We start from the raw sequence: 20008 nt of genomic DNA on the forward strand, positions 1-20008 counted from the left end.
CGCGAAAGTCACACAGCCTCGACCGGCAACCGGGCGATGAACACCGACCCCTTGCCCGCCTCGCTGCTCGCCAAGTACGCCTCGCCGCCCATCAAAGCCGCGATTTTCCGGACAATCGCCAGCCCCATGCCCGCGCCGCCCCGATTCACGCCCTTGCCCTGGCTGAACGCATCGAACAGCGCGCCCCGCTCATGCTCCGGGATGCCGATGCCGGTATCGCTGACCGTCAGCACCAGGCAAGGCCGCTGCGCATCCGGCTCCCATGCCAGCGCTACATGAACCTCTCCGTGGTCGGTGTAGCGCAGCGCGTTGGAAATCAAATTGCCGACAACCTGACGCACCCGCGTCGCATCCGCGCAAACCTCTCGGCTCGCCTCCTCAAATGCCGAAAACGACAAGAGCAAGCCCTTGGCCCTGGCCGCCGACTGGAATTCACCAACGACCCCCGCCACCAGCAAGTCTGGCGCGAATGCCGTCGGCTTCAACGTCATCCGACCGGCATCCAGCCGGCCCATGTCCAGCAAATCCTGCATCAACCTGGACAGGTAGTCCGCCGCGGTTCTGACATTGGCGATGGTCCGCCGCGCCCTTGGGTCCGCCGCCTGATCGGACAACAACTCCACCCCGCCCTGTATCGTATGCAAGGGCGTCAGAATTTCATGGCTGACCGAAGACAACATGGTGGAGCGCGCCAACGCGGTCTGCACCGCCTCCTCTTTCGCCTGCTGCGCGGCGGAAATGACGCCGCGCTGCAACTCAATGATCTCCTGCCGCCGGATCGCCTTCCACAGCTCCCGCGCCAGAAACACCGCCAGCGCCGCCCAGGCGATCAAGCAGCCCAGTGCGAAGTTGCGCAGCCGCAGCATCTGTTCTATCGATACGTCCCGTAGTCTGACTTCGTCCAGATGCGCCGCCATCACCAGCTCCGCAATCACCGGAGACATCTCGTCCAACGCCGCCAGCGACTTCATCGCCGCCGCGTCATGCCGCGTCTCCGGAAACAAGACCGCCGTGCGCGCCATGAAGCCGGCAATCCGCTCCAGAAGCGCCGCGTAGCCGGCGTTCTTGCGCAGCTGCGGCGACACTGAACGGTTCAACACCAGGTATTTTGACTCCAGCACGTCGTAGGCGATCTGCAGATCGTCGAACGTCTCCACGCCCAGCGCGTAGGCATTGGCCTCGCCGTACAAGCGCTGCACCGCGTAGCGGTACTGCGAGGCGGCCCAATAATATCCTTCGCCCGGCCCCGCGGCCTGCTCAAGCGCGTCCTTGGAGAACAGCGTGCTCTGCACGTACAAGAAACACGACATCGGCAACAGGACGACCATGAAGAAAAAAATCAGCCAGGGCCGCCCCCGCTGGGCATGGGCGTAAAGCTTCATCAGCGCACCACGATATACCTGACCTGCCAAGCCAACTTGGCGTCCGACTTCACTTTCTGCAACTCGGAGAAATCGCTGACCGGATACATGACCCACAGCGGGCCAAAATCGCGCCGCTCCAGCGGCTTGCCGTTTAGGAAGCGGGCCATGATGGGATCGTAACGGGCCAGATCGCTGATCGGCAGCGTGACTTTGTAGTCGTCGTAAGTGACCACGTCGATCTCGGAACCGCGCGCCCCGGCCGCCCGCAGAATGTCCTTGATCGCCGGCCCAGAGAATGCGGATTTGGGCGTCCATGTCGTCTTGGTCTGGATGGTCCGCTGCGGCAGCTTCAGCAAGTCTTGCTCGCTAAAACGGTATTCGCGCCGCGCGGCATCGTTGAAGGCACCGATATTGCCTTTCACCACCAGGATGGCATCAGCGGCTTGGGCAATGCCGCAACTCGCCAGCCATAACAACCCGGCCAGCCACAATCTCACGCTTGTTCGCATTTTTCCTTCCTATCACGCCGAAAGCGGCCATCCGCCCCAATCGGCAAAGCGGCTAGCCTACCACCATGAGCCGCAGTGGAAAATGCGTTCAACATTTCAGGAGGGTTCCGAAAATCGCAGCGGCACACGCAAAATCCTGAGCTTGCCGCTGCGGCTCAATCAAATCGCAGCGTATAACGCGACTCCGCCGACATCGCCGTGCCGGCGCGCAGAATCACCGACCAGCCCTTGGACAGCTGGTAAGCCAGCTTCACCGCCTGGTCGGCGCTGCTGATGCCGTACTCGTAGCCCAGGTAGAGCTCGCGCGTCAGCTGGCGGCCCACGGTCACCACCTGCTCGGCCGGGCTGACCGTGCCGTTGGCCAGCGTCTTCTCCTTGCGGCTGGACACGCCCAGATCGTCGAACAGGCCGATGCGGTCGTTGATCGAACCGGCCAGCATCATGCCGGCCGACGCGGCCAGGTCGTTGTTGTCGCGGTCGCCGCTGGCGGGACGGCCCAGCACCAGCCAGGCCAGCCTGTCCTTCTCCGCCATCGGCTCGTCGCTGATCAGCCTCACCTTGGGCATGGCCACCGAACCGCTGACCTCCACGCCCGCCCCCACCGGCGACAGCCGGCGCTTGGCCTGGACGTTGAGCAGCGGGTTGTCCAGCGGACCGTTGAAGGTGATGGCGCCGAAGGTGATGTCCAGATCCTGGCCATAGGCCTTGTAGCGTCCCTTGACCACTTTGACCTGGCCCTTGGCCGCCGGCGCCTCGCCCGGATTGGCGCTGACATGGACCATGCCGGACAGCTCCACGTCCAGCCCCTGGCCGGTGAAGCGGAAGCGGTCGCCCAGATCCAGGTCCAGCGCCACCGTCAGCGGCATGGTGGCGAAGGCGGACGGCTCCGCCGGCGGCCTGCCCACCACCACCACGTCGCCGCCCAGGTCCGGCGCGCCCAGTTTGGGCAGGCCGATGCGGCCCTGATCGGCGCGGATGCGGCCGTTCAGCGACAGCTTGCCGCCGACGAAGGCCAGCTCGCTCTGGCCGGACACCACCAGCCGGCGTCCCGGCCGGTCGAACACGCTGAAGCGCTGCAGCGCCACCTTGACCCGCGCGTCGGGCAGATCGTCGCTGAGGTCCAGCGTGCCGCTGGCGGTGACCTCGCCCTTGCCGCTGACAAAGCGCAGCTGCTGCAGCGTCAGCTTGCGGCCGTCGACGCGGGCCAGCAGATTGCCGTCGGCCAGCGCGATGCCGGTGCGGCGGTCGGCGAATTTCAGCTGGTCGCCGCGGATCTGGCCCAAAGCCTGCGGCGCGGCCAGCGGGCCGCTCAGATCCAGGCTGGCCTGCAACTGCCCGCCCAGCTCCAGGCCGGGGCCGGACAGCTCGGCCAGCGTGGACAAGGCCGGCAGGCTGGCGCGCAAAGTGCCGGCCACCGGCGTGCGGCCGTCGATGTGGCCGCCGTTCCACGGCAGGCTGCCCTGGCCTTGCGCCTGGGCGAAGCGGCTGTCCAGATTGAGCTTGAACGCCAGCCGGCGTCCGTCCAGGTCCAGATCCACCCGCGCGGTCTTCAGGCCCAGCGGCACCGGCCGGCCCTTGCCTTGCGGCAGCTGCACGTCGCCGCCGCTGCGCCACACCGCCAGCTGGCCCTGGCCGGATGGCGCCAATCCCCAGTCGGCGTCGAACTGCAGGTTTTGCTCCACCGGCAGCTTCAACAGCGGCCCCAGCTCGGCCAACTTGATGCCGCGCGCGCTGCCGTGGCTGCTGAGCGCGCCGTTCGCCTGGCGGGTGAAGTCGGCCAGATTGAGATTGCCGCCCAGCAAGGCCAGCCGCGCTGCGCCCAGCTTCACCTGGCCGTCGCCGCCGACGAAGAGCGCAGCCGGCGCCTGCAGGCTGAGGCCGGGCTTGCCGGCCAGATCGAGCTTCTGCACGCTGCCCTGCCAGCCCCCGGCCGCGGTCAAGCCGCCGCTGGCTGCCAGTTGCAAGTTGTAGTTCAAATCGCCTTCGCGGAAGCGTCCGTCCAGCTGCAGGCCGTGGCGGGCGCGGGTGCCAGACGCGCGGGCATGCAGCTGCTCGGCGCGCAGCGTGCCGGCCTGCAGCGCGGCCACGTCCAGGCTGAGCTGGAAAGGGCTGGCCTGGTCGGCCTTGATATTGCCGGCGAACTGCAGCGATTGCAGCGCCACGCCCCCCGGCAGCTTCAGCCGATCGGCCTGCAGCTTGGCGTTGAGCAGCGGCGCCTTGGGCACGCCGGCCAGTTCGCCCTGCCCCTGTATGGTGCCGGCGAAGCCGGGCCCCAGCAGCGACAGATTGGGCGCGTTGATCGCCAGCTTCAGCTTGTCGCCGGCCACGCCATAACTGCCGTTGGCCTGCAGCCGGTTGTCCGCCAGGCGGATATCCAGCAGCAATTGCTTGAGGCGGCGCGGGTCCAGCAGCACGTTGGCGCTGCCGGACAACGGCGCGCCGGACAGCTTGCTGGGCGCGAACTGCAGCTTGGCGCCTATCTCCATCGGCTCGGCCAGCTGGCCCGCCATCTTCAGCGTGGCGTTCAGATCGCCCTTGGGCAGCTTGGGCTGCAAACGCGACGGGTCGGCGCGGCTGAGCGCGCCGTTCAGTTCGAACAACTGGCGGCCGGACAAGCCCAGCTTGCCGTTGACGCTGATCGCGCCGCCGCCGGTTCCCAGCTCCAGCTTCTTCAGCAACAAGGCTGGCTGCTTGCCGCCGGCCAGCTCCAGCAGCGCGTCGGCGCGCAACTGGCCGCCTTTCAATTGGGCGGCGACGCGCGGCTCGGCCGGCGCGCCCTCCACCGTGATCCGGCCGCCTATCGTTTCATCCGGCGCGGCCTCGTGCAGCTGGCGCAGCGCCACCTTGCTCAGATCGGCCGCCAGCTTGATCGCGCCCGGCTTGAATTCGCCCGACAGATCCACCCGGCCGCCCGCCGCCTCGACATGGCTGTTGTACAGCTCCAGCGCCTTCTCGTCGGCGCGGAATTCGCCGACCAGCAGCGACAAAGGCAGCTTGTGCGCCGACAACGCGCCCGGCTCGGTGTTGATCAGGGTCAGGCCGCCCTTGACCCTCTGGCCGGCGTCCGGCTCGGCGAACACCGCGAAACTGAGCCGGCCCTTGGGCCAGGACGGCAGCAGCGATTGCGGATTGATGTTGCCAACGCGGGCATCCAGCCGCGCCAGCCGGTTGAACGGGTTGGCGTCGAACGGCCGCAGCGCGCCGGACAGCTCCACGCTGACGCCCTTGCCGTCCATCTGCCCGGAGAAGGCCGGCTTGAGCAGATCGCCGGACAGGCCCAGCCTGGCCTTCACCGCCACCTGCTCCAGCTCGCCGCGCGCGGCCAACTGGCCGGACAACGCGAACGGCGAAGCGGCGGCCAGCTCCAGGCCGGCGTCGACGCCGCCCCACGGCGTGTCCAGCCGCTTCAATTTCAGACGATGGCGGGCGCCGTCGTAGTCGTAGCCGGCCTGCAGGCGATACAGGCTGACGTGGGCCGGCTCCAGCGTCAGGCTGGCCAGCGACAGCTCGCCGACGCGGACCTTGAGCGGCAGCGCCAGCGATTGCGGCGCCTGCGGCGGCGCCGGTTTTTCTTCCGGTTTGGCCCGGCTCAGCACGCGCACGTGGCCCAGCGCCAGCCGGTCGATGTCCAGCCGGCCGCGCCACAGCTCCAGCGGATGCCAGTCCAGCTTCAGCGATTCGATGTCCACATCGTCGCCGGCGCTGCGCACGCGGATGTCGCGCAGCGCGAAGCCCTGCCACAGCGCGCCGTCCACCGCGCCGACGCTGAACACGCCGCCGCTGAGGCGGCCGGCGCCCTGCAGCGCCCAGGCGAAGCCGGCCGGGCTGGCGCTGATCCAGCCCAGCAAGGCCAGCAGCAGCGCGAACATCAGCGCCAGCGCGCCGAAGAAGGCGCGCCAGCGGCGCGGCCGCCGCGGAGGGGTGGGCGCCTGCTCCGGCGCCTCGGTTTGGGGGGTCTGCTTGTCGCTCATGGGATCAGAAGGCCAGGCCCAGGCTGAGGTTCCAACGGATCTTGCCGTCGCGCTCGGCCTTGGCGATGTCGAAGGACAGCGGCGCCACCGGGCTCATCCAGCGCACGCCGACGCCGTTGGCGTGCTCGGGCTGGAAGCCCTTCCAGCTGTCGGCTGCGTTGCCGGCGTCGGTGAACAGCGCCAGGTACCAGTCCGGCTTGATCGGAATCTGGTATTCCAGGCTGCCGGTAGCCACCACCCGGCCGCCCAGCACCGCTCCTGAGCCCTTGGGATCGGACAGGCCCAGGCTCTGGTAGTCGTAGCCGCGCACGCTGTTGGCGCCGCCGGCGCGGAACAGCAGCGTGGACGGCACCTGAGAGCCGTCGCGCGCCCACACCTGGCCCAGCTCTGCCCGGACAACCAGCGTGCCGTACTTGGGGAACGGCGACCAGTAGCCGACCGCGCGGCCATAAGCGCGCACCAGCGAAGTGGACGAGCCGAACTGGCCTAACGAACCAGACAACCTACCATCCAGCAGGTAGCCGCTGCGCGGCCGCATCAAATCATCGACCGCACGCTGGGTCCAGCCATACACCAGCTGGGTGACGTGGGTATCGGTAGTCTCGCCGCCGGCCTCGGCGCTTTCCTTCAGGAACTCCACCCCCATCCGCGCCTCGATGTTGCCGCGGCTGCGGATGCGCCATACGCCGGCGTCCACCGTATTGGTCTTCAGGCCCTGCACGGTTTCCGACTTGAACGAGCTGGTGATCGAGTGGGAATAGCCGTCGGACTGGCGCGGGAAGCCCAGGCCGAAGCTGACCGCCTGCTGATCGCGCTTCCAGTCCAGCAGCAGCGAGCCGGTATAGCCGCGGCGGAAGATGTTGTAATGGTCGTAGCCCACCCGCACGCCAGGGCCTTCCTGGGAGTCGTAAGTCAGACCCAGTTCCACCTTCTGCCGCGGCATCTCCACCACGTCCACCGTCACCGGCACCCGGTTGTCGGCGATGTGGTCGAAATCGGCGCTGACGATCACCGACGAAAAATGCGGGTCCTGCTCCAGCGCCGACTGGTAAGCCAGCACCTTGTCCTGGCTGTACGGCGAGCCGGGATTGAAGTCGGCCATGCCCAGCGCCACTTTCTCCGGATAGCGCTTGATGCCGTTGACGGTGATCTTGCCGAACGCGATCAGCGGGCCGCTGTCCAGCTTCACTTCCAATGTGGCGCGGCGGGTGGCGGGATCGACCCTGGCTTCGCTGGACACGATGCGCGCCCGGGGGAAGCGGTCGGCCTGCAGCCGACGCAGCACCGCGCGCTTACCGGCATCCCAGTCCGCCTGGCGGTAAGGCGCGCCCATCGGCAGCGCCCAGGCTTCCAGCACCTGGGCCAGCCGCTGCTGGTAGTCGCTCTGTTGGCGGATGTCGCCGTCCAGCCGGATGGTGACGTCGTCGATCAGCACCGGTTCGCCCGGGCTGACCTTGACCCGCACCCGGTTGCCGGCCTCCAGCGCCGCGTCCACGCGGGCGCCGAAATAGCCCTCGGTCTCCAGCAGCTTCTTCGCCTCGTCAGGCGTGCTCTTCACCAGCGCCTCCAGCCAGCTCTGGTCGACGTCCGGGTCCTTCTGGTTTTCCACCAGATCCAGGTTGTCGCGCAGCAATTGCGCCAGATCGGACGGCGCGTCGATTTCCACGCTGTATTCAATGCCGGCCTGCGCCTGCGCCACCGCCAGACAGGCGGCCAGCGCCAACAGCCGGCCAGGGCGGCATGCGAGAAAGCGCGGAGGGAGAATGGAAAAACGTGGCATGGTTCGATTCAAAAGGGGATGTCGCATGGTAACGGAAGTCAGCGGGGCTGGCGACCGGCAAACGATTGTCAAACAAGGGGTATCTGACCGTGTCCGCCCCGCTCAAGTTCACTCCGGGCTTGTCCATGCGCCAGGCATCAAACCGGGAAAAGCCCGCATCCGCGAATATTTTCCCCATCAATACCCAGCCCAATCCCCCTCGCTCCCTCCCTCTTTTCATAAAATCACATTGAAATATAATAATTAGTCAAAACATTGAATATGCATCTTAGTATTTCACACCAATCTCAATTGAAGCGACCGCCATGAAACCATCGTTGTCCGCCCTGCCCATTCGAACCCTTGCCGCCGCGCTGCTCTCCGGCCTGCAATTACTCTCTCTCGCCCAGGCGGCGGAACTGCCCGCCTCCTCCGAGCCCGCCCAGCTACGCAATCAGGCCCCCGGCTTCTTCCGGATGCAGCTTGGGGACTTCACCGTCACCACCCTGTTCGACAAGAGCCTGCAACTGCCGACATCCGTGCTGCAAGGCGCCGCCCCCGGCCAGATCCAGACACTGCTCGATGCCGGCGACAACCCCCTGCCCGCGTTTCCGGTATCCGACAATGCCTTCCTGATCCACACCGGCCGGGAACTGGTGCTGATCGATACCGGCGCCGGGCGCTTCTATGGCGAAGGCGATGGCTCGCTGCTGGATAATCTGCGCGCAGCCGGCTACCAGCCCGAACAGGTCGGCAAGATCATCCTCACCCACCTGCATGCCGACCATATCGGCGGCCTGCTGCGCCCCGACGGCCAACCGGCCTTTCCCAACGCCGCCATCTACAGCCACTCGGCCGATTTCGCGCTCTGGACCAGCGCGGAAATGGCCCGGTCGGCGGACCCGGCCAAGCGCAAACTGCACGGCATCGTGAAAGCCATCTCCGCGCCTTACCGCGCGGCGGGACGCTGGCATGCCTTTGATGGCCAGACAGAGATCGCGCCCGGCGTCACCGCCGTGCCGTTGCCGGGCCACACCGCCGGCCATACCGGCGTGAAGGTCAGCAGCCATGGCGAAACGCTGTGGGCGGTGGGCGACATGATCCACAACCTGGCCGCCCAATCGGCCCAGCCAGAGATCTATGCCAGCTTCGACACCGACGGCGGACAGGCGGCGGCCACCCGGCGGCAAGCCTTCGCCCGCATCGCCGCCGGCCACGACTGGATCGCCGCCGCCCACGCTCCCTTCCCCGGCATCGGCCGCCTGCGCGACGACGGCGGGCGCTTCGCCTGGCTGCCGGCGGAGCGGCTGCCGCTTGCCGAATCCCCTCGCTGAGCGTGCCGCCGCCCGAGCGGCAGACGCCAATCTCAAGCAGTCGCAGAACGCCCGGCGGGGATGGCCGCAACGCCCAGGTAGGAGCAGACCAAGCCCCGCAGCTCTCGCCCCAGGCCCGCATGCGCCAGCAGGCCGCGCCGCGCGGCGTTGTGGATCACGCCCTCGATCGCCGACGACAGCAGGTGGGCGGCGACGCCGTCCGCGTCATCCGGTCCGCGATGCCTGGCGACGATGACGCCGTACAGCCGCAGATATTCGTCCAGGAACGCCCGGTGCGCCGCCTCGCCGGCATAGGGATTGGGCAGATCGAGCAGGACCCGGTGCAAGGCCGGAAAATCGCGGTGGATGGCGATCATCCCGTCCACCAGCGCCTCGGCCAGACCTGCCGGCGCGGCCTGGCCATCGACGGCGCTACGCAGCACAGCCAGCACCGCCTCAAAGTGGCGGCGGCGGATGGCGTCGAGCAGCGCGGTCTTGTCGGGAAAGTATTGATACAGCGAGCCGATGCTGACGCCGGCGACGCCGGCCACCTCGTTGGTGGTGAAACCGGCCCAGCCGCGAGCGTCCAGAACGCGAGCGCCGGCCTCGACGATCGCGTCCACCATCGCGCGGGAACGCGCCTGGCGCGGGGCCTTGCGCATGGCCGCCGCGGCGCCGGGAATGCGAGTGGACACGCCTGCCTCCTCGGAAAACAATTCAATCATGTCTACATAGCATGAATGGAGAGGCCGGCACCATGAGCGCGAACCAACTATTGACGCGGATGTTCCGCTACCAGGCATGGGCCAACGAGGAGATGCTGGCGGCCATCGCCGGGCTCGACCCCGAACGCCACGCCGAGGAGCGCCGCCTGGCGCTGCGGCTGATGAACCACTGCCAGGTGGTGAACCGGATCTTCGCCGCCCATCTGCAAGGCATCCCGCATGGTTTCGCCGCCGACAACACGCCGTATACGCCGGAGCCGGAAGCGCTGCGGCGGGAGACCGCGGCGCTGGACCGCTGGTATCTGGACTACGCCGCCGGCGCCGCGCCGGCGACGCTGGCGCAAGCCATCCCCTTCGCCTTCACCGACGGCGACAACGGCTATATGACGCGCGAGGAAATGCTGACCCACGTCGTCACCCACGGCGGCTACCACCGCGGCGAAGCCGGCCGGCTGCTGACCCAAGCCGCCGCGCGCCACCCGCTGGGCGTCGAACTGCCCTGGGACACCTACGCGGTGCATCTGCACCGAACCGAACCCGCGCGCCGGCGGCAAGGCGAAACCCAATCGGCCTGAGGCCGGCGGCTTAGAAAACCGCCTGAGACAACGGCAGGCTGAAGCGCACGCGGTGCTGGCCGGGGCCGCTGTAGTCGAGCTCGACCGGCACGCCCTCTTCCACGCCATCGCCCTCCAGCAACGCGAAGCCCATCCTCCGGTGAAACGCGATGGACGCCGCATTGCCCGGCGAGGTGATGGCTCGCACCTCCGAACATCCCCGCTCGCGCGCCGCCGCGAAGAAGCGGCGGTACAAGCTGCGCCCAATCTCCTTGCCGCGAGCCGCCGGCGATACCCCGACAAAGTGGATGTAGCCGATCTCCGGCCGCGACTGGGACTGGAAGCCCACCAGGAAACCGACGATCTCCTCCCCCTCCACCGCCGCGAAACCGGTATCGGCGAAATGGTCGAAGAACATGCGGTGCAGCAGGTGCCTCACCTGGCGCCCGCCCCACCAATCGTCCATCACCGAGGAAATGAACGCGAAATCGCTGGAATGAATCTGTCGGATCAGCATGCGGCAAGCCTTTCTGTAGCGATCGTCGGCCGGCCTCCCGCTCCGCGGCTGGCAGCAGATGGATGGATGAATGCGGAAGCCTTGGCCAAAACCGCATTATGCCATTGATATTTTCGCTTAAAACAAATCGTCTCCGCCGCGGCTACGTATTTGTTCGTACAAAAACCATCTATCTTGAAGCAGGGTCGCTGCCGCTCGCCGCGCTTGCGATCACCCCTCTGAATTCTGGCGAGGCGACCATGTTCGATAGAAGCGACAAAGGCATCATGCTGAAGGCCATCGTGGTGGCCGCTCCCATCCTGCTGTGCATGGGCCTGCTGCCGGTCTTGTCCTTTTATATCGAAAAACTGCAGGAGCGGGGCAGAACCGAAATCGTCGAATACATCTCGATCGCCCAGGCGGCGATGGAAGTGAAGTTCGACGCCGCCGACCTGAACGGCTGGCAAACCGGCTACGCCTTCGACATCGTGCGCAACGTGGACGGCGCCAGCCGCGACAACGCCATCTCCCGGTCGGAATTCCTGCGCTCCGCCGACAATTTCCGCCGCGACATCCAGTCCCTGCGCGACATGCCGCTGGCCGCCGATCAACGCAGCCTGCTGGACAGCGTGCAGCGGGATTTCAACGCCTTCATGGAGCGGGACCGCGACATCATCGCCATGTACCGCTCCCACTCTCCCGCCTTGAGCGACAAGGCGTCCAGCCTGGTGATGGGCGAGGAAATCCAGATCTTCAACCACATCTCGCAGAACACCAACGCGCTGGCCGTCTCCATCACGCTGGACCTGATGAGAAAAGTGGCGCAGTCCAACTCCTACGGCATCGTCGCCCGCTGGATCATGCTGGTGATGTGGATCGTCGCCAGCGCGATGGCCATCCTGCTGGTGCGGCTGCTTCACAAATGGCTGGGGCAGATGCGCGGCCTGATGGAAAAGCTGGAAGCCCTGGCCGGCACCGACGAGCTGACCCAGCTGCCCAACCGCCGCACCTGGGACATCCAGATCGAAATGATGCTGGCCACCGCCCGCCGTTACAGCCAGCCCATCGCGGTGGCGCTGTTCGATCTGGACCATTTCAAGCATTTCAACGACAGCTACGGCCACCCCGAAGGCGACCGGCTGCTGCGCGAGGTGGCGGTGCTGATCAAATCGCGGATGCGGCAGTCGGACCTGTTCGCCCGCTTCGGCGGCGAGGAATTCGTGCTGGCGCTGATGGACTGCGACCTGCCCCAGGCCGTGATCCGCATCGACTCGCTGCGCCGCAACCTGCCGGACAACCAGACCTTCTCGGTCGGCGTCACCCTGTGGCTGGAAGGCGAGCGGATACACAGCACGCTGGCGCGGGCCGACAAGGCGCTGTACCTGGCCAAGAACGGCGGGCGAGACCGGGTGGTGAGCGTGGAGCCGCCTCAGGAGGCAAACCAGGGGCAGGGCTGATTCCGCCGACCGCCCGACCAGCCCCGATAGAGGCTCACCTGGCGTCTGGCGCCTTCCGATATCTCCCTTTGAAAGTAACGTTCATCCCGCCGCATTCGGCTTGCTCGTCGCCAACCTCCAGTCCCCCCGCGCCGAAGCGCAGCGTGAACCCGCACTCCGCCGCCGGATCGACATAATGGACAAGCTTTCCCGCCAAAACCGCCGTGCCATCCACCATAGCCGTATTCACATTGCCCGTGGCGGCGTTGCCGACCCAGTTGGCGTTGCCCGTGATGCGGACACGCTGGCCGGACAAGACGATCACAACGATCTCCGCGCCGTCCGCATCCAGCCTGCCGTTCCGGTAACGCCTGTACACCCCGGTATAGGCATCCCCCGCCGAACTTGCCCTGGCATGCTGCTCCAGCTCCTGCAGCTGGACACGATACGCTTGCCGGAGGCTTGCCGCATCCCCAGACCCGCCTCGGCCCCAGGCCAGCCAGTATCGCTGCCACTCCTTGACCGCGGCCCGGCTGGCGCTCTTGTCCAGCGCCAGCCGGTAAGCGGCGGCCAGCTCCGCATCCAGCCGGGACAAGGCGGGATCGGCGCAAATCGTTTTTTCAACCGGCTTGCGCGCCTTGGCACAATCAAAACTCGCCGCCCCCGCCAGCAGAGGAAACAGCAAGGCCGCGCCATACAGAATCTGGTAGATTGTTTTCATTTCACCCCCATGGTTTGCCATCACACGTTCAGAGCGTGTGTGAGCAGCTACGCCATGACTCAAGCGTGCCCAACCATTCGTTCCGACACCCGGAAATCATCCGGAACCAAAGAAAACAGGGCAGCCATCGACCTGCCCCGCGTCATCCAACCCGCTTTGCGCTCAGCCGGCAATCCGCCCCATCCGTTCCGCCAGCCGCAAGTGGCAGGCGGCGGCCAGTTTGACCAAGTCGCCATTGTTGACCGGCATCCGACCCGGCGATCAGATTGCCGTGCAGCCATGTAGCACGGGTGCCCATAGGGGCGGCCCTCGAGCATGGCTGCAACCCAACCCGGCGACGAGCCTGCTCACCACGTCACGGCACGGCCATTGCCTCCAACAGCAGCGCCAGCGACGAAACCTGTCGATAGCGCATCGCCTCGCCAGTTGGCCAGGCGTGAAAACCGCTCAGCCAGATGGGCGCCATCCCCGTCCGCGCGGCGCCGATCACGTCATTGAGCGGATGGTCGCCGACATATCTGCAATCCTCCGGCCTCACCCCGAGCACCTCGGCCGCCTGCAGGAAAATCGCCGCATTCGGCTTCTTCACGCCGGCCGATTCGGAGCTGACCGTCAACTCGATAGCCGCGGCAAACGGCAGCCGCGCCACTTTCTCCAACCGGGTGCGATGGCTGCCATTGGAAATCACCCCAATGCGGACGCCATTCGCGCGCAAATAGGCCATCACCTCCGCCGCGCCGGGCATCGCCGCGGTGCAAACCGCGTTGTAGCGCTCCCAATGCGCCAACAACGCCTCCTGCGTCACCGGCAGCCGCCAGGCTATCTCCGTCTGCAAACCATGGGACACTGCCTGCTTGATCGAACCATATGGCGAGTCAGCGGGCAGGTAGCCGCCGTTGTCGCAACGCTTGATCACCTCTGCCGCCTGCTCCGCTCCGCCGGAGCCGATGGAATGGCCAAAGTCATGCCAGAACTGGAGGGCGTAGAGATCAATGCTGGCGTTCCGGTGCACCAGCGTGTTGTCCAGATCGAAGAAAACGGCTCGCGGCAGCGTCATGCCACATCCGCCGCATCGACCAAGCCGCCATACTCCTCCGAATATGTGTAGCGGCCATCCAGCACGCGAGACACAAAATCGGCGAAATACGCTTCGAAGCTGGCCGCCACGCGCTCGCGGTCGCCGGTTTCATGCCACATTGTGATCACCTGCCCAACCACGCCCGATGCAGCCGGGTCCAAATCCAGGCACAGATGATCGCCGCCACCGTTGTGGGTGAACGGGACCCAGCGCGGATTCCACCAGTCGTTCTTGATGCCAGCTTCCGGCTCCGACGTTTCGCCACCGAAAGCGCCATCGTCCAGTAGTTCCTTCCAGATGCGCCACTGTCGGTACACCTCTTCGCAAGACAGAAACTCCATGCCGTCGAACAGGAAATCTCCATCGCTCTGACCGTCATGCGCCTTGAGGCAGGCCACATAATCGGCCGGCAGCTTCACGCCCAAGCGTTGCTCCAGCTTGGCGATCTGCTCGTCGCTGGCCGGCGGGTTCAAACTCGCCAACCCTTTCGGCCAATGCTCAGCCAGCCATGCCTCGAATTGCCGCCACAACTCATCCATGTTCAACCTTTCCCTCCGCTATGCGGAAATCGTGCCGCGCCAAAGAAGACGGGGCAGCCATCAGCCTGCCCCGCGTCATCAAACCCGCTTTGCGCTCAGCCGGCAATCCGCCCCATCCGTTCAGCCAGCCACAAATGGCAGGCTGCCGGCCGATTGTTCCGGCGTTTTATGTCTACCTTTCGGATCGATAAACCATTCACACTTTATGCTAGCAACTCACCGTAAATTTAATAAAAAGACCATTGGCACGCTTACAAATCACTCTTCTCGCGCCACTCGTCAGTCCATGCAAAGACCTCCAAATGATGAACCTGTTTACAATCCGATTTAATTTCGGACTCTAGCATTGTAACAGTCAGCTCAAAACCAGCCCATTCTGAAGATCTAAAATGCTCATGATCACACTGACCAGCTATCAATTTTTGTTGTAAATTACTAATCGCATTTTGCAATATGGTCAATCCTTGTATATTTGCATGGATGTGAACTTCATCGCCTGTAGAATTCGAGCATACGCTAAGCAAAGGAGAGGTATTTTTCATAAACATCCGCCACCATTAGATCAATCAAAGCAGAATATCTTTACAATCAACCAAAATAAATACCGTGTCATTTCCCAATACTTGCTGAACAGTGCTGTGAGATCGGAATTTAGCCATTCCTCTAACCCCCAAGCTATATCGACAAGCCCTGAATAGTTTGCAACAAATATCTGGGATATGCTTTTTCTAAAGTAAATAATAACCCCATAGTGCATAATTTCTACATTCTCAACTTCAATAGGAACGCACAAACTTTCCCACACCTCTGTAATTTCGTATGCCCCTACTCCACAGGCTTGACATCACGCGAATACATATCATCATGCCAATAGTAGTGCGCTTCGCTCAGCCAAGCGAATTTCTTGTTTCTCTCCGCTAAAATCCGAAGTGGAGCCAGATCGATTTGGTAACGCCAAAGCAGTGCAATAAGTTCGAATAGCTTTTCCTTACTGAGTTGATTCAAATTGACATCAAACATTAAACCCCGACCAACACCCCTAATATTTTTAATACAGTCAATATCATTCAAACCCTGGAAAAATCGGCGTTCATCTCCATGAGAATAGAACGATTTCAATTGTATGTTTATTTTCATCTTATGCCTCAAGTTTAGGGCTGCGAATCATCAATACATACCCCAAGCCCTCTAAATTTTTAAACAATTAAAATAAAAACACAATTGCAATCAATACAAATATCAGAGGAAGAAAAAGCCAATCAGACTATTACTAAAAAATATGAACAACCCTGCCCATGCCTGCCATCACGCTTAAATAGCGTTAAATCAATAATAACCCGGCAAGTTGGGCTCCATCGTAGGTTGGCGCTGAGCGCAGCGAAGCCCAACGTTCACCGCGCCCTACTCCTGCAACTGCAGGGCAACGCTTTCCCCCGCCCAACCCTCAGGCAACCACCCCAACCTGACATAGCGATGGAAGCTAGAATACGGCCAATCTACCACCCGCTCCGCATGGCCATGCTTGACCGGGTTGTAATGGATATAGTCCACATGCGCTTGCAGATCCGCTTCATCCCGGATCTGATGCTCCCAATACCGCCGCTGCCAGATGCCACGCTCCCGTTTGCGCTCTCGACTCTCCCGAATTCGTTCGACTTTGGGCAGGTTGCGCGAAAATGCCGCCTTGATCAGAGCCATTCTTATCGCGTAGTCAGCGTCGCCCTCCGGCAAGGCCCATACCGCATGGAAATGATCCGGCAACACCACCATGGCGACGATCTCAAATGGATGGCGGTCTCGCACTTGGCGAACAACCTGCCGCAAAACGTCGATATGGCGAGTCAGATAACCTTGTCGCCGATCCGCCAAGTTGACAGTAAAGAACCATATGCCGCCTTCTGCCATTGAACGACGATAACGCATGGATTGCCTCCAGCACACCCGCGATAAACGTTGGGCTTCGCTGCGCTCAGCGCCAACCTACACTCCAACGAATCCCAGGCCATCTGAAACATAGAACCGCACCAACTCGCCAACATCCCCATCAGCGCAAGCCGTCTCCGAAGCCATTTCCAAGGTTTTAAGCCGCCGGCTGTTCGACGCGGGGCGACGTTAGCGCCCTACCGCTGAGCGAATCGCTACGTGCGAGGCAAAGCCTCGCCCAGTGAGAGATTCGCACGCATGTAGTTCCGGCGGCGCCTTGGGAATGGGTTTGGAGACGGGGTTTCGCCGCGCTGTTGGGGCAGCCTGGGATAGCCGCTGCGTGCGAATCTTGGATTCGCTCAGCGATAGGGCTGGCCGCACAGCCCCTGGCCCGCTTGCCGGGCGGAACCGGCACCAAAATCAATCGTCCGCGCAGCGGACACAAAACCGCGACACAACAACCGGTGTGTCGCCCCTGCGGGGTGACGCACCCTACAGACGGAGGCGGAACGCCCTCAGGCCGGCTTCCGCCCTACGAAACTCAATCATCATATCACTCGGCCAAAACAAAAAGGGCAAGCCCCAAGGCTTGCCCTTTCTTCGTCTGACGGCGGTCAACCCGCCGATCAAACCTTACTTCTTGCGTTGCGGCGGCAGGTCCGTGCAGGTGCCGTGCGCCACTTCCGCCGCCATGCCGATGGACTCGCCCATCGTCGGGTGCGGGTGGATGGTCTTGCCGATGTCGGTCGCGTCGCAACCCATCTCGATCGCCAGGCACACTTCGCCGATCATGTCGCCGGCGTGCGGGCCTACGATGCCGCCGCCGATGATCTGGTGGCTTTCGGCGTCGAAGATCAGCTTGGTGAAGCCTTCGTCGCGGCCGTTGGCGATGGCGCGGCCGGAGGCGGCCCACGGGAACACGCCCTTCTCGATCTTCAGGCCCTGCTTCTTGGCTTCGTCTTCGGTCACGCCCACCCAGGCCACTTCCGGATCGGTGTAGGCCACGCCCGGAATCACGCGGGCGTCGAAGTAGGCCTTCTGGCCGGCGCAGTTTTCCGCCGCCACGTGGCCTTCATGCACGCCCTTGTGCGCCAGCATCGGCTGGCCGACGATGTCGCCGATGGCGAAGATGTGCGGCACGTTGGTGCGCTGCTGCTTGTCCACCTGGATGAAGCCGCGGTCGGTCACCGCGATGCCGGCGTTTTCCGCGCCGATCAGCTTGCCGTTCGGCGCGCGGCCGGTGGCGTACAACACCAGGTCGTAGCGTTGCGGTTCTTTCGGGGCCTGTTCGCCCTCGAAAGTCACCCACACGCCGTCTTCCTTCGGCTCCACGGCCACGGTCTTGGTGTTCAGCATGATGTTGTCGAAGCGGTGCGCGTTCCACTTCTGCCATACCTTGACCAGGTCGCGGTCGGCGCCCTGCATCAGGCCGTCCAGCATTTCCACCACGTCCAGGCGCGCGCCCAGCGTGGAGTAGACGGTGCCCATTTCCAGGCCGATGATGCCGCCGCCGATGATCAGCATGCGGTCGGCCACGCCCTTCAGCTCCAGCGCGCCGGTGGAGTCCACCACGCGCGGGTCGTTCGGGATGAACGGCAGCTTCACCACGCGGGAGCCGGCGGCGATGATGGCGTTCTTGAACTTGACGATCTTCTTCTCGCCCGATTCTTCGCGTCCCTGGCCGGTAGTCACCGAGACTTCGATGTGGTGCGGGTCGATGAAGTGGCCGTTGCCGCGCACGATCTCCACCTTGCGCGCCTTGGCCATGCCGCCCAGGCCGCCGGTCAGCTTGGCGATGACCTTTTCCTTGTAGCCGCGCAGCATGTCGATGTCCACTTCCGGCTTGCCGAACTTGATGCCGTTGGCGGCCAGGTGGCTCACTTCGTCGATCACCGCGGCGTTGTGCAGCAGCGCCTTGGACGGGATGCAGCCCACGTTCAGGCACACGCCGCCCAGGGTGGCGTAACGCTCGACGATGACCACTTTCAGGCCCAGGTCGGCCGCGCGGAAGGCGGCGGAGTAACCGCCGGGGCCGCCGCCCAGCACCATCACGTCGCACTCCACGTCCGCGCCGCCGCTATGGGAAGCGGCGACCGGAGCGGCCTGCGGCGCGAAGCCGGCCTGAGTGGTGGCGGAGGCGACGCCGGTGGTTTCCACCGGTTTCGGAGCGGCCGGTGCCGCGGCGGCTGCGCCGGCGGCTTCCAGGATGACGACCACGTCGCCCTCGGACACTTTGCCGCCCACGGCGACGCGCACTTCCTTGACGGTGCCGGCGGCTTCGGCCGGCACTTCCATGGTGGCCTTGTCGGTTTCCAGCGTGATCAGGCTGGCTTCTTTTTCAATCACGTCGCCCGGTTTGACGAACACTTCGATCACGTCCACGTTGTTGTGGCCGCCGATGTCCGGGACTTTCAATTCGATCAGATTGCTCATGGTTTTCCATCCGCAATGTTGGGAGGCCGGCGCAAAGCCGGCCGCCTCGAGTCTGGCTGATTCTGCAGGGTGGAGCTTCCCCCTGCATCCTGCGGCAAGAAGACGGGGCCCCGGCCAAGCCGAGGCTTCCGCCCAGCCGTTACAGGATCAGACGGCGCACGTCGGTCAGCAGCTTGCCCAGGTGCACGGTGAAGCGCGCGGCGGCCGCGCCGTCGATCACGCGGTGATCGAAGGACAGGCTCAGCGGGCACATCAGGCGCGGCGCGAATTCCTTGCCGTTCCACACCGGCTTGATCTGCGATTTGCAGACGCCGAGGATGGCCACTTCCGGCGCGTTCACGATAGGCGTGAAGCTGGTGCCGCCGATGCCGCCCAGGGACGAGATGGTGAAGGTCGCGCCTTGCATGTCGGTCGGTTTCAGCTTGCCTTCGCGGGCCAGCTTGGACAGGTCGGTCAGTTCCTGCGCGATCTGGCGCAGGCCCTTCTTGTCCGCGTCCTTGATCACCGGCACTACCAGGCCGTTAGGCGTGTCGGCGGCGAAGCCGATGTGGTAGTACTGCTTCAGCACCAGGTTGTCGCCGTCCAGTGAGCTGTTGAAGTTCGGGAAGGCCTTCAGCGCTTCGGCGGCGGCCTTGATGATGAAGGCCAGCGGGCTGATCTTCAGGCCGGATTTTTCCCATTCCTTGCCCACGGTCTTGCGGAAGTCTTCCAGCTCGGTGATGTCGCACTCGTCGTTGAACGTGACGTGCGGGATCATCACCCAGTTGCGCGACAGGTTGGCGCCGGAGATCTTCTGGATGCGGGACAGCGGCTTGGTTTCGATCGGGCCGAACTTGGCGAAGTCCACCTTCGGCCACGGCAGCAGGTCCAGACCCACGCCGGAGCCCGCCGGCGCGGCGGCCGGAGCCAGAATAGCCGGGTTCTGCATCACGCCCTTGACGAAGGCCTTGACGTCGTCTTCGGTGACGCGGCCCTTGCGGCCGTTGCCCTTCACCTTGCCCAGGTCCACGCCCAGCTCGCGCGCCAGACGGCGCACGGACGGACCGGCGTGGGCCTTGGAGAAGGCGATTTCGTCGATGGCGGCGGACACGGCTGCGGCTACCGGCGCCACGGCCGGAGCGGCTGCAGGCGCGGCGGCTACCGGGGCCGGAGCCGCCGGGGCTGCTGCCGGAGCCGGCGCAGCGGCT

At 64.4% G+C, this 20008-nt stretch carries 17 protein-coding genes; 3 read left to right on the top strand and 14 right to left on the bottom strand.

Features of this window, described 5'->3' with window-relative positions; translation table 11 throughout:
- Positions 1 to 8: 8 nt before the first annotated feature.
- From VL52_RS06710 to VL52_RS06725, 4 genes are all read right to left on the bottom strand, one after another.
- The gene (locus VL52_RS06710; protein WP_046156310.1) at positions 9 to 1382 is read right to left on the bottom strand and encodes a sensor histidine kinase; all 1374 of its coding nucleotides are present in this window, start codon (positions 1380 to 1382) and stop codon (positions 9 to 11) included.
- Complete coding sequence (locus tag VL52_RS24430) at positions 1382 to 1873, bottom strand: putative pterin-binding protein (RefSeq protein WP_046156311.1); 492 nt, start codon at positions 1871 to 1873, stop codon at positions 1382 to 1384. The genes VL52_RS06710 and VL52_RS24430 overlap by 1 nt, the downstream gene beginning before the upstream one ends.
- A gap of 155 nt (positions 1874 to 2028) precedes the next feature.
- Positions 2029 to 5844 carry a translocation/assembly module TamB domain-containing protein gene (locus tag VL52_RS06720; protein WP_046156312.1) on the bottom strand — a complete coding sequence of 1272 codons (3816 nt, stop codon included), beginning with the start codon at positions 5842 to 5844 and terminating at the stop codon, positions 2029 to 2031.
- 4 nt (positions 5845 to 5848) lie between these two features.
- Positions 5849 to 7624 carry an autotransporter assembly complex protein TamA gene (locus VL52_RS06725; protein ID WP_046156313.1) on the bottom strand — a complete coding sequence of 592 codons (1776 nt, stop codon included), beginning with the start codon at positions 7622 to 7624 and terminating at the stop codon, positions 5849 to 5851.
- A 305-nt stretch (positions 7625 to 7929) separates the two neighbouring features.
- On the opposite strand from VL52_RS06725, the gene VL52_RS06730 reads away from it, so the two are divergent.
- Entirely contained in the window at positions 7930 to 8937 is a 1008-nt protein-coding gene (locus VL52_RS06730; protein WP_046156314.1) for an MBL fold metallo-hydrolase, read from the top strand.
- Positions 8938 to 8969: 32 nt separating this feature from the next.
- Here VL52_RS06730 and VL52_RS06735 read toward each other — a convergent pair whose 3' ends face one another.
- Positions 8970 to 9611 (bottom strand): TetR/AcrR family transcriptional regulator, encoded by a 642-nt coding sequence (locus VL52_RS06735; protein WP_082107202.1) that lies wholly within the window; start codon positions 9609 to 9611, stop codon positions 8970 to 8972.
- Between the two features lie 62 nt (positions 9612 to 9673).
- On the opposite strand from VL52_RS06735, the gene VL52_RS06740 reads away from it, so the two are divergent.
- Positions 9674 to 10216 carry a DinB family protein gene (locus tag VL52_RS06740; protein WP_046156331.1) on the top strand — a complete coding sequence of 181 codons (543 nt, stop codon included), beginning with the start codon at positions 9674 to 9676 and terminating at the stop codon, positions 10214 to 10216.
- A gap of 10 nt (positions 10217 to 10226) precedes the next feature.
- On the opposite strand, the gene VL52_RS06745 is transcribed toward VL52_RS06740, so the two are convergent.
- The gene (locus VL52_RS06745) at positions 10227 to 10712 is read right to left on the bottom strand and encodes a GNAT family N-acetyltransferase (RefSeq protein ID WP_046156315.1); all 486 of its coding nucleotides are present in this window, start codon (positions 10710 to 10712) and stop codon (positions 10227 to 10229) included.
- A gap of 239 nt (positions 10713 to 10951) precedes the next feature.
- Between VL52_RS06745 and VL52_RS23150 the strand changes: the two genes are divergently transcribed.
- Positions 10952 to 12148, top strand: coding sequence for a GGDEF domain-containing protein (locus tag VL52_RS23150; protein WP_052729187.1), 1197 nt, complete (start codon positions 10952 to 10954; stop codon positions 12146 to 12148).
- Positions 12149 to 12182: 34 nt separating this feature from the next.
- Here VL52_RS23150 and VL52_RS23155 read toward each other — a convergent pair whose 3' ends face one another.
- The 8 genes from VL52_RS23155 to VL52_RS06785 all read right to left on the bottom strand — a co-directional run.
- Positions 12183 to 12848 (bottom strand): lysozyme inhibitor LprI family protein, encoded by a 666-nt coding sequence (locus VL52_RS23155; RefSeq protein ID WP_144410177.1) that lies wholly within the window; start codon positions 12846 to 12848, stop codon positions 12183 to 12185.
- Between the two features lie 355 nt (positions 12849 to 13203).
- The gene (locus tag VL52_RS06760; RefSeq protein ID WP_046156316.1) at positions 13204 to 13905 is read right to left on the bottom strand and encodes an HAD family hydrolase; all 702 of its coding nucleotides are present in this window, start codon (positions 13903 to 13905) and stop codon (positions 13204 to 13206) included.
- On the bottom strand, positions 13902 to 14465 hold the full coding sequence (locus tag VL52_RS06765) for an SMI1/KNR4 family protein (RefSeq protein ID WP_046156317.1): 564 nt from the start codon (positions 14463 to 14465) through the stop codon (positions 13902 to 13904). The genes VL52_RS06760 and VL52_RS06765 overlap by 4 nt, the downstream gene beginning before the upstream one ends.
- A gap of 251 nt (positions 14466 to 14716) precedes the next feature.
- Positions 14717 to 15007 carry an Imm32 family immunity protein gene (locus VL52_RS23810; protein WP_160298921.1) on the bottom strand — a complete coding sequence of 97 codons (291 nt, stop codon included), beginning with the start codon at positions 15005 to 15007 and terminating at the stop codon, positions 14717 to 14719.
- A gap of 283 nt (positions 15008 to 15290) precedes the next feature.
- Positions 15291 to 15602 carry a hypothetical protein gene (locus tag VL52_RS24435; protein WP_144410178.1) on the bottom strand — a complete coding sequence of 104 codons (312 nt, stop codon included), beginning with the start codon at positions 15600 to 15602 and terminating at the stop codon, positions 15291 to 15293.
- Positions 15603 to 15866: 264 nt separating this feature from the next.
- Positions 15867 to 16388, bottom strand: coding sequence for an REP-associated tyrosine transposase (locus VL52_RS06775; RefSeq protein WP_046156319.1), 522 nt, complete (start codon positions 16386 to 16388; stop codon positions 15867 to 15869).
- Between the two features lie 633 nt (positions 16389 to 17021).
- Positions 17022 to 18821, bottom strand: a complete 1800-nt coding sequence (gene lpdA / locus VL52_RS06780) for a dihydrolipoyl dehydrogenase (protein ID WP_046156320.1) — start codon at positions 18819 to 18821, stop codon at positions 17022 to 17024.
- Positions 18822 to 18960: 139 nt separating this feature from the next.
- A partial coding sequence (locus tag VL52_RS06785) for a 2-oxo acid dehydrogenase subunit E2 (RefSeq protein ID WP_046156334.1) occupies positions 18961 to 20008 on the bottom strand: 1048 nt, incomplete at its 5' end.

The sequence above is a fragment of the Chromobacterium vaccinii genome (assembly GCF_000971335.1).
GTDB lineage: Bacteria > Pseudomonadota > Gammaproteobacteria > Burkholderiales > Chromobacteriaceae > Chromobacterium > Chromobacterium vaccinii.

Coding starts and splice junctions, on each gene's coding strand:
- VL52_RS06710 (WP_046156310.1), bottom strand. CDS start 1,382: ATGAAGCTTTACGCCCATGCCCAGCGGGGGCGGCCCTGGCTGATTTTT.
- VL52_RS24430 (WP_046156311.1), bottom strand. CDS start 1,873: ATGCGAACAAGCGTGAGATTGTGGCTGGCCGGGTTGTTATGGCTGGCG.
- VL52_RS06720 (WP_046156312.1), bottom strand. CDS start 5,844: ATGAGCGACAAGCAGACCCCCCAAACCGAGGCGCCGGAGCAGGCGCCC.
- VL52_RS06725 (WP_046156313.1), bottom strand. CDS start 7,624: ATGCCACGTTTTTCCATTCTCCCTCCGCGCTTTCTCGCATGCCGCCCT.
- VL52_RS06730 (WP_046156314.1), top strand. CDS start 7,930: ATGAAACCATCGTTGTCCGCCCTGCCCATTCGAACCCTTGCCGCCGCG.
- VL52_RS06740 (WP_046156331.1), top strand. CDS start 9,674: ATGAGCGCGAACCAACTATTGACGCGGATGTTCCGCTACCAGGCATGG.
- VL52_RS06745 (WP_046156315.1), bottom strand. CDS start 10,712: ATGCTGATCCGACAGATTCATTCCAGCGATTTCGCGTTCATTTCCTCG.
- VL52_RS23150 (WP_052729187.1), top strand. CDS start 10,952: ATGTTCGATAGAAGCGACAAAGGCATCATGCTGAAGGCCATCGTGGTG.
- VL52_RS23155 (WP_144410177.1), bottom strand. CDS start 12,848: ATGAAAACAATCTACCAGATTCTGTATGGCGCGGCCTTGCTGTTTCCT.
- VL52_RS06760 (WP_046156316.1), bottom strand. CDS start 13,905: ATGACGCTGCCGCGAGCCGTTTTCTTCGATCTGGACAACACGCTGGTG.
- VL52_RS06765 (WP_046156317.1), bottom strand. CDS start 14,465: ATGGATGAGTTGTGGCGGCAATTCGAGGCATGGCTGGCTGAGCATTGG.
- VL52_RS23810 (WP_160298921.1), bottom strand. CDS start 15,007: ATGAAAAATACCTCTCCTTTGCTTAGCGTATGCTCGAATTCTACAGGC.
- VL52_RS24435 (WP_144410178.1), bottom strand. CDS start 15,602: ATGAAAATAAACATACAATTGAAATCGTTCTATTCTCATGGAGATGAA.
- VL52_RS06775 (WP_046156319.1), bottom strand. CDS start 16,388: ATGCGTTATCGTCGTTCAATGGCAGAAGGCGGCATATGGTTCTTTACT.
- lpdA (WP_046156320.1), bottom strand. CDS start 18,821: ATGAGCAATCTGATCGAATTGAAAGTCCCGGACATCGGCGGCCACAAC.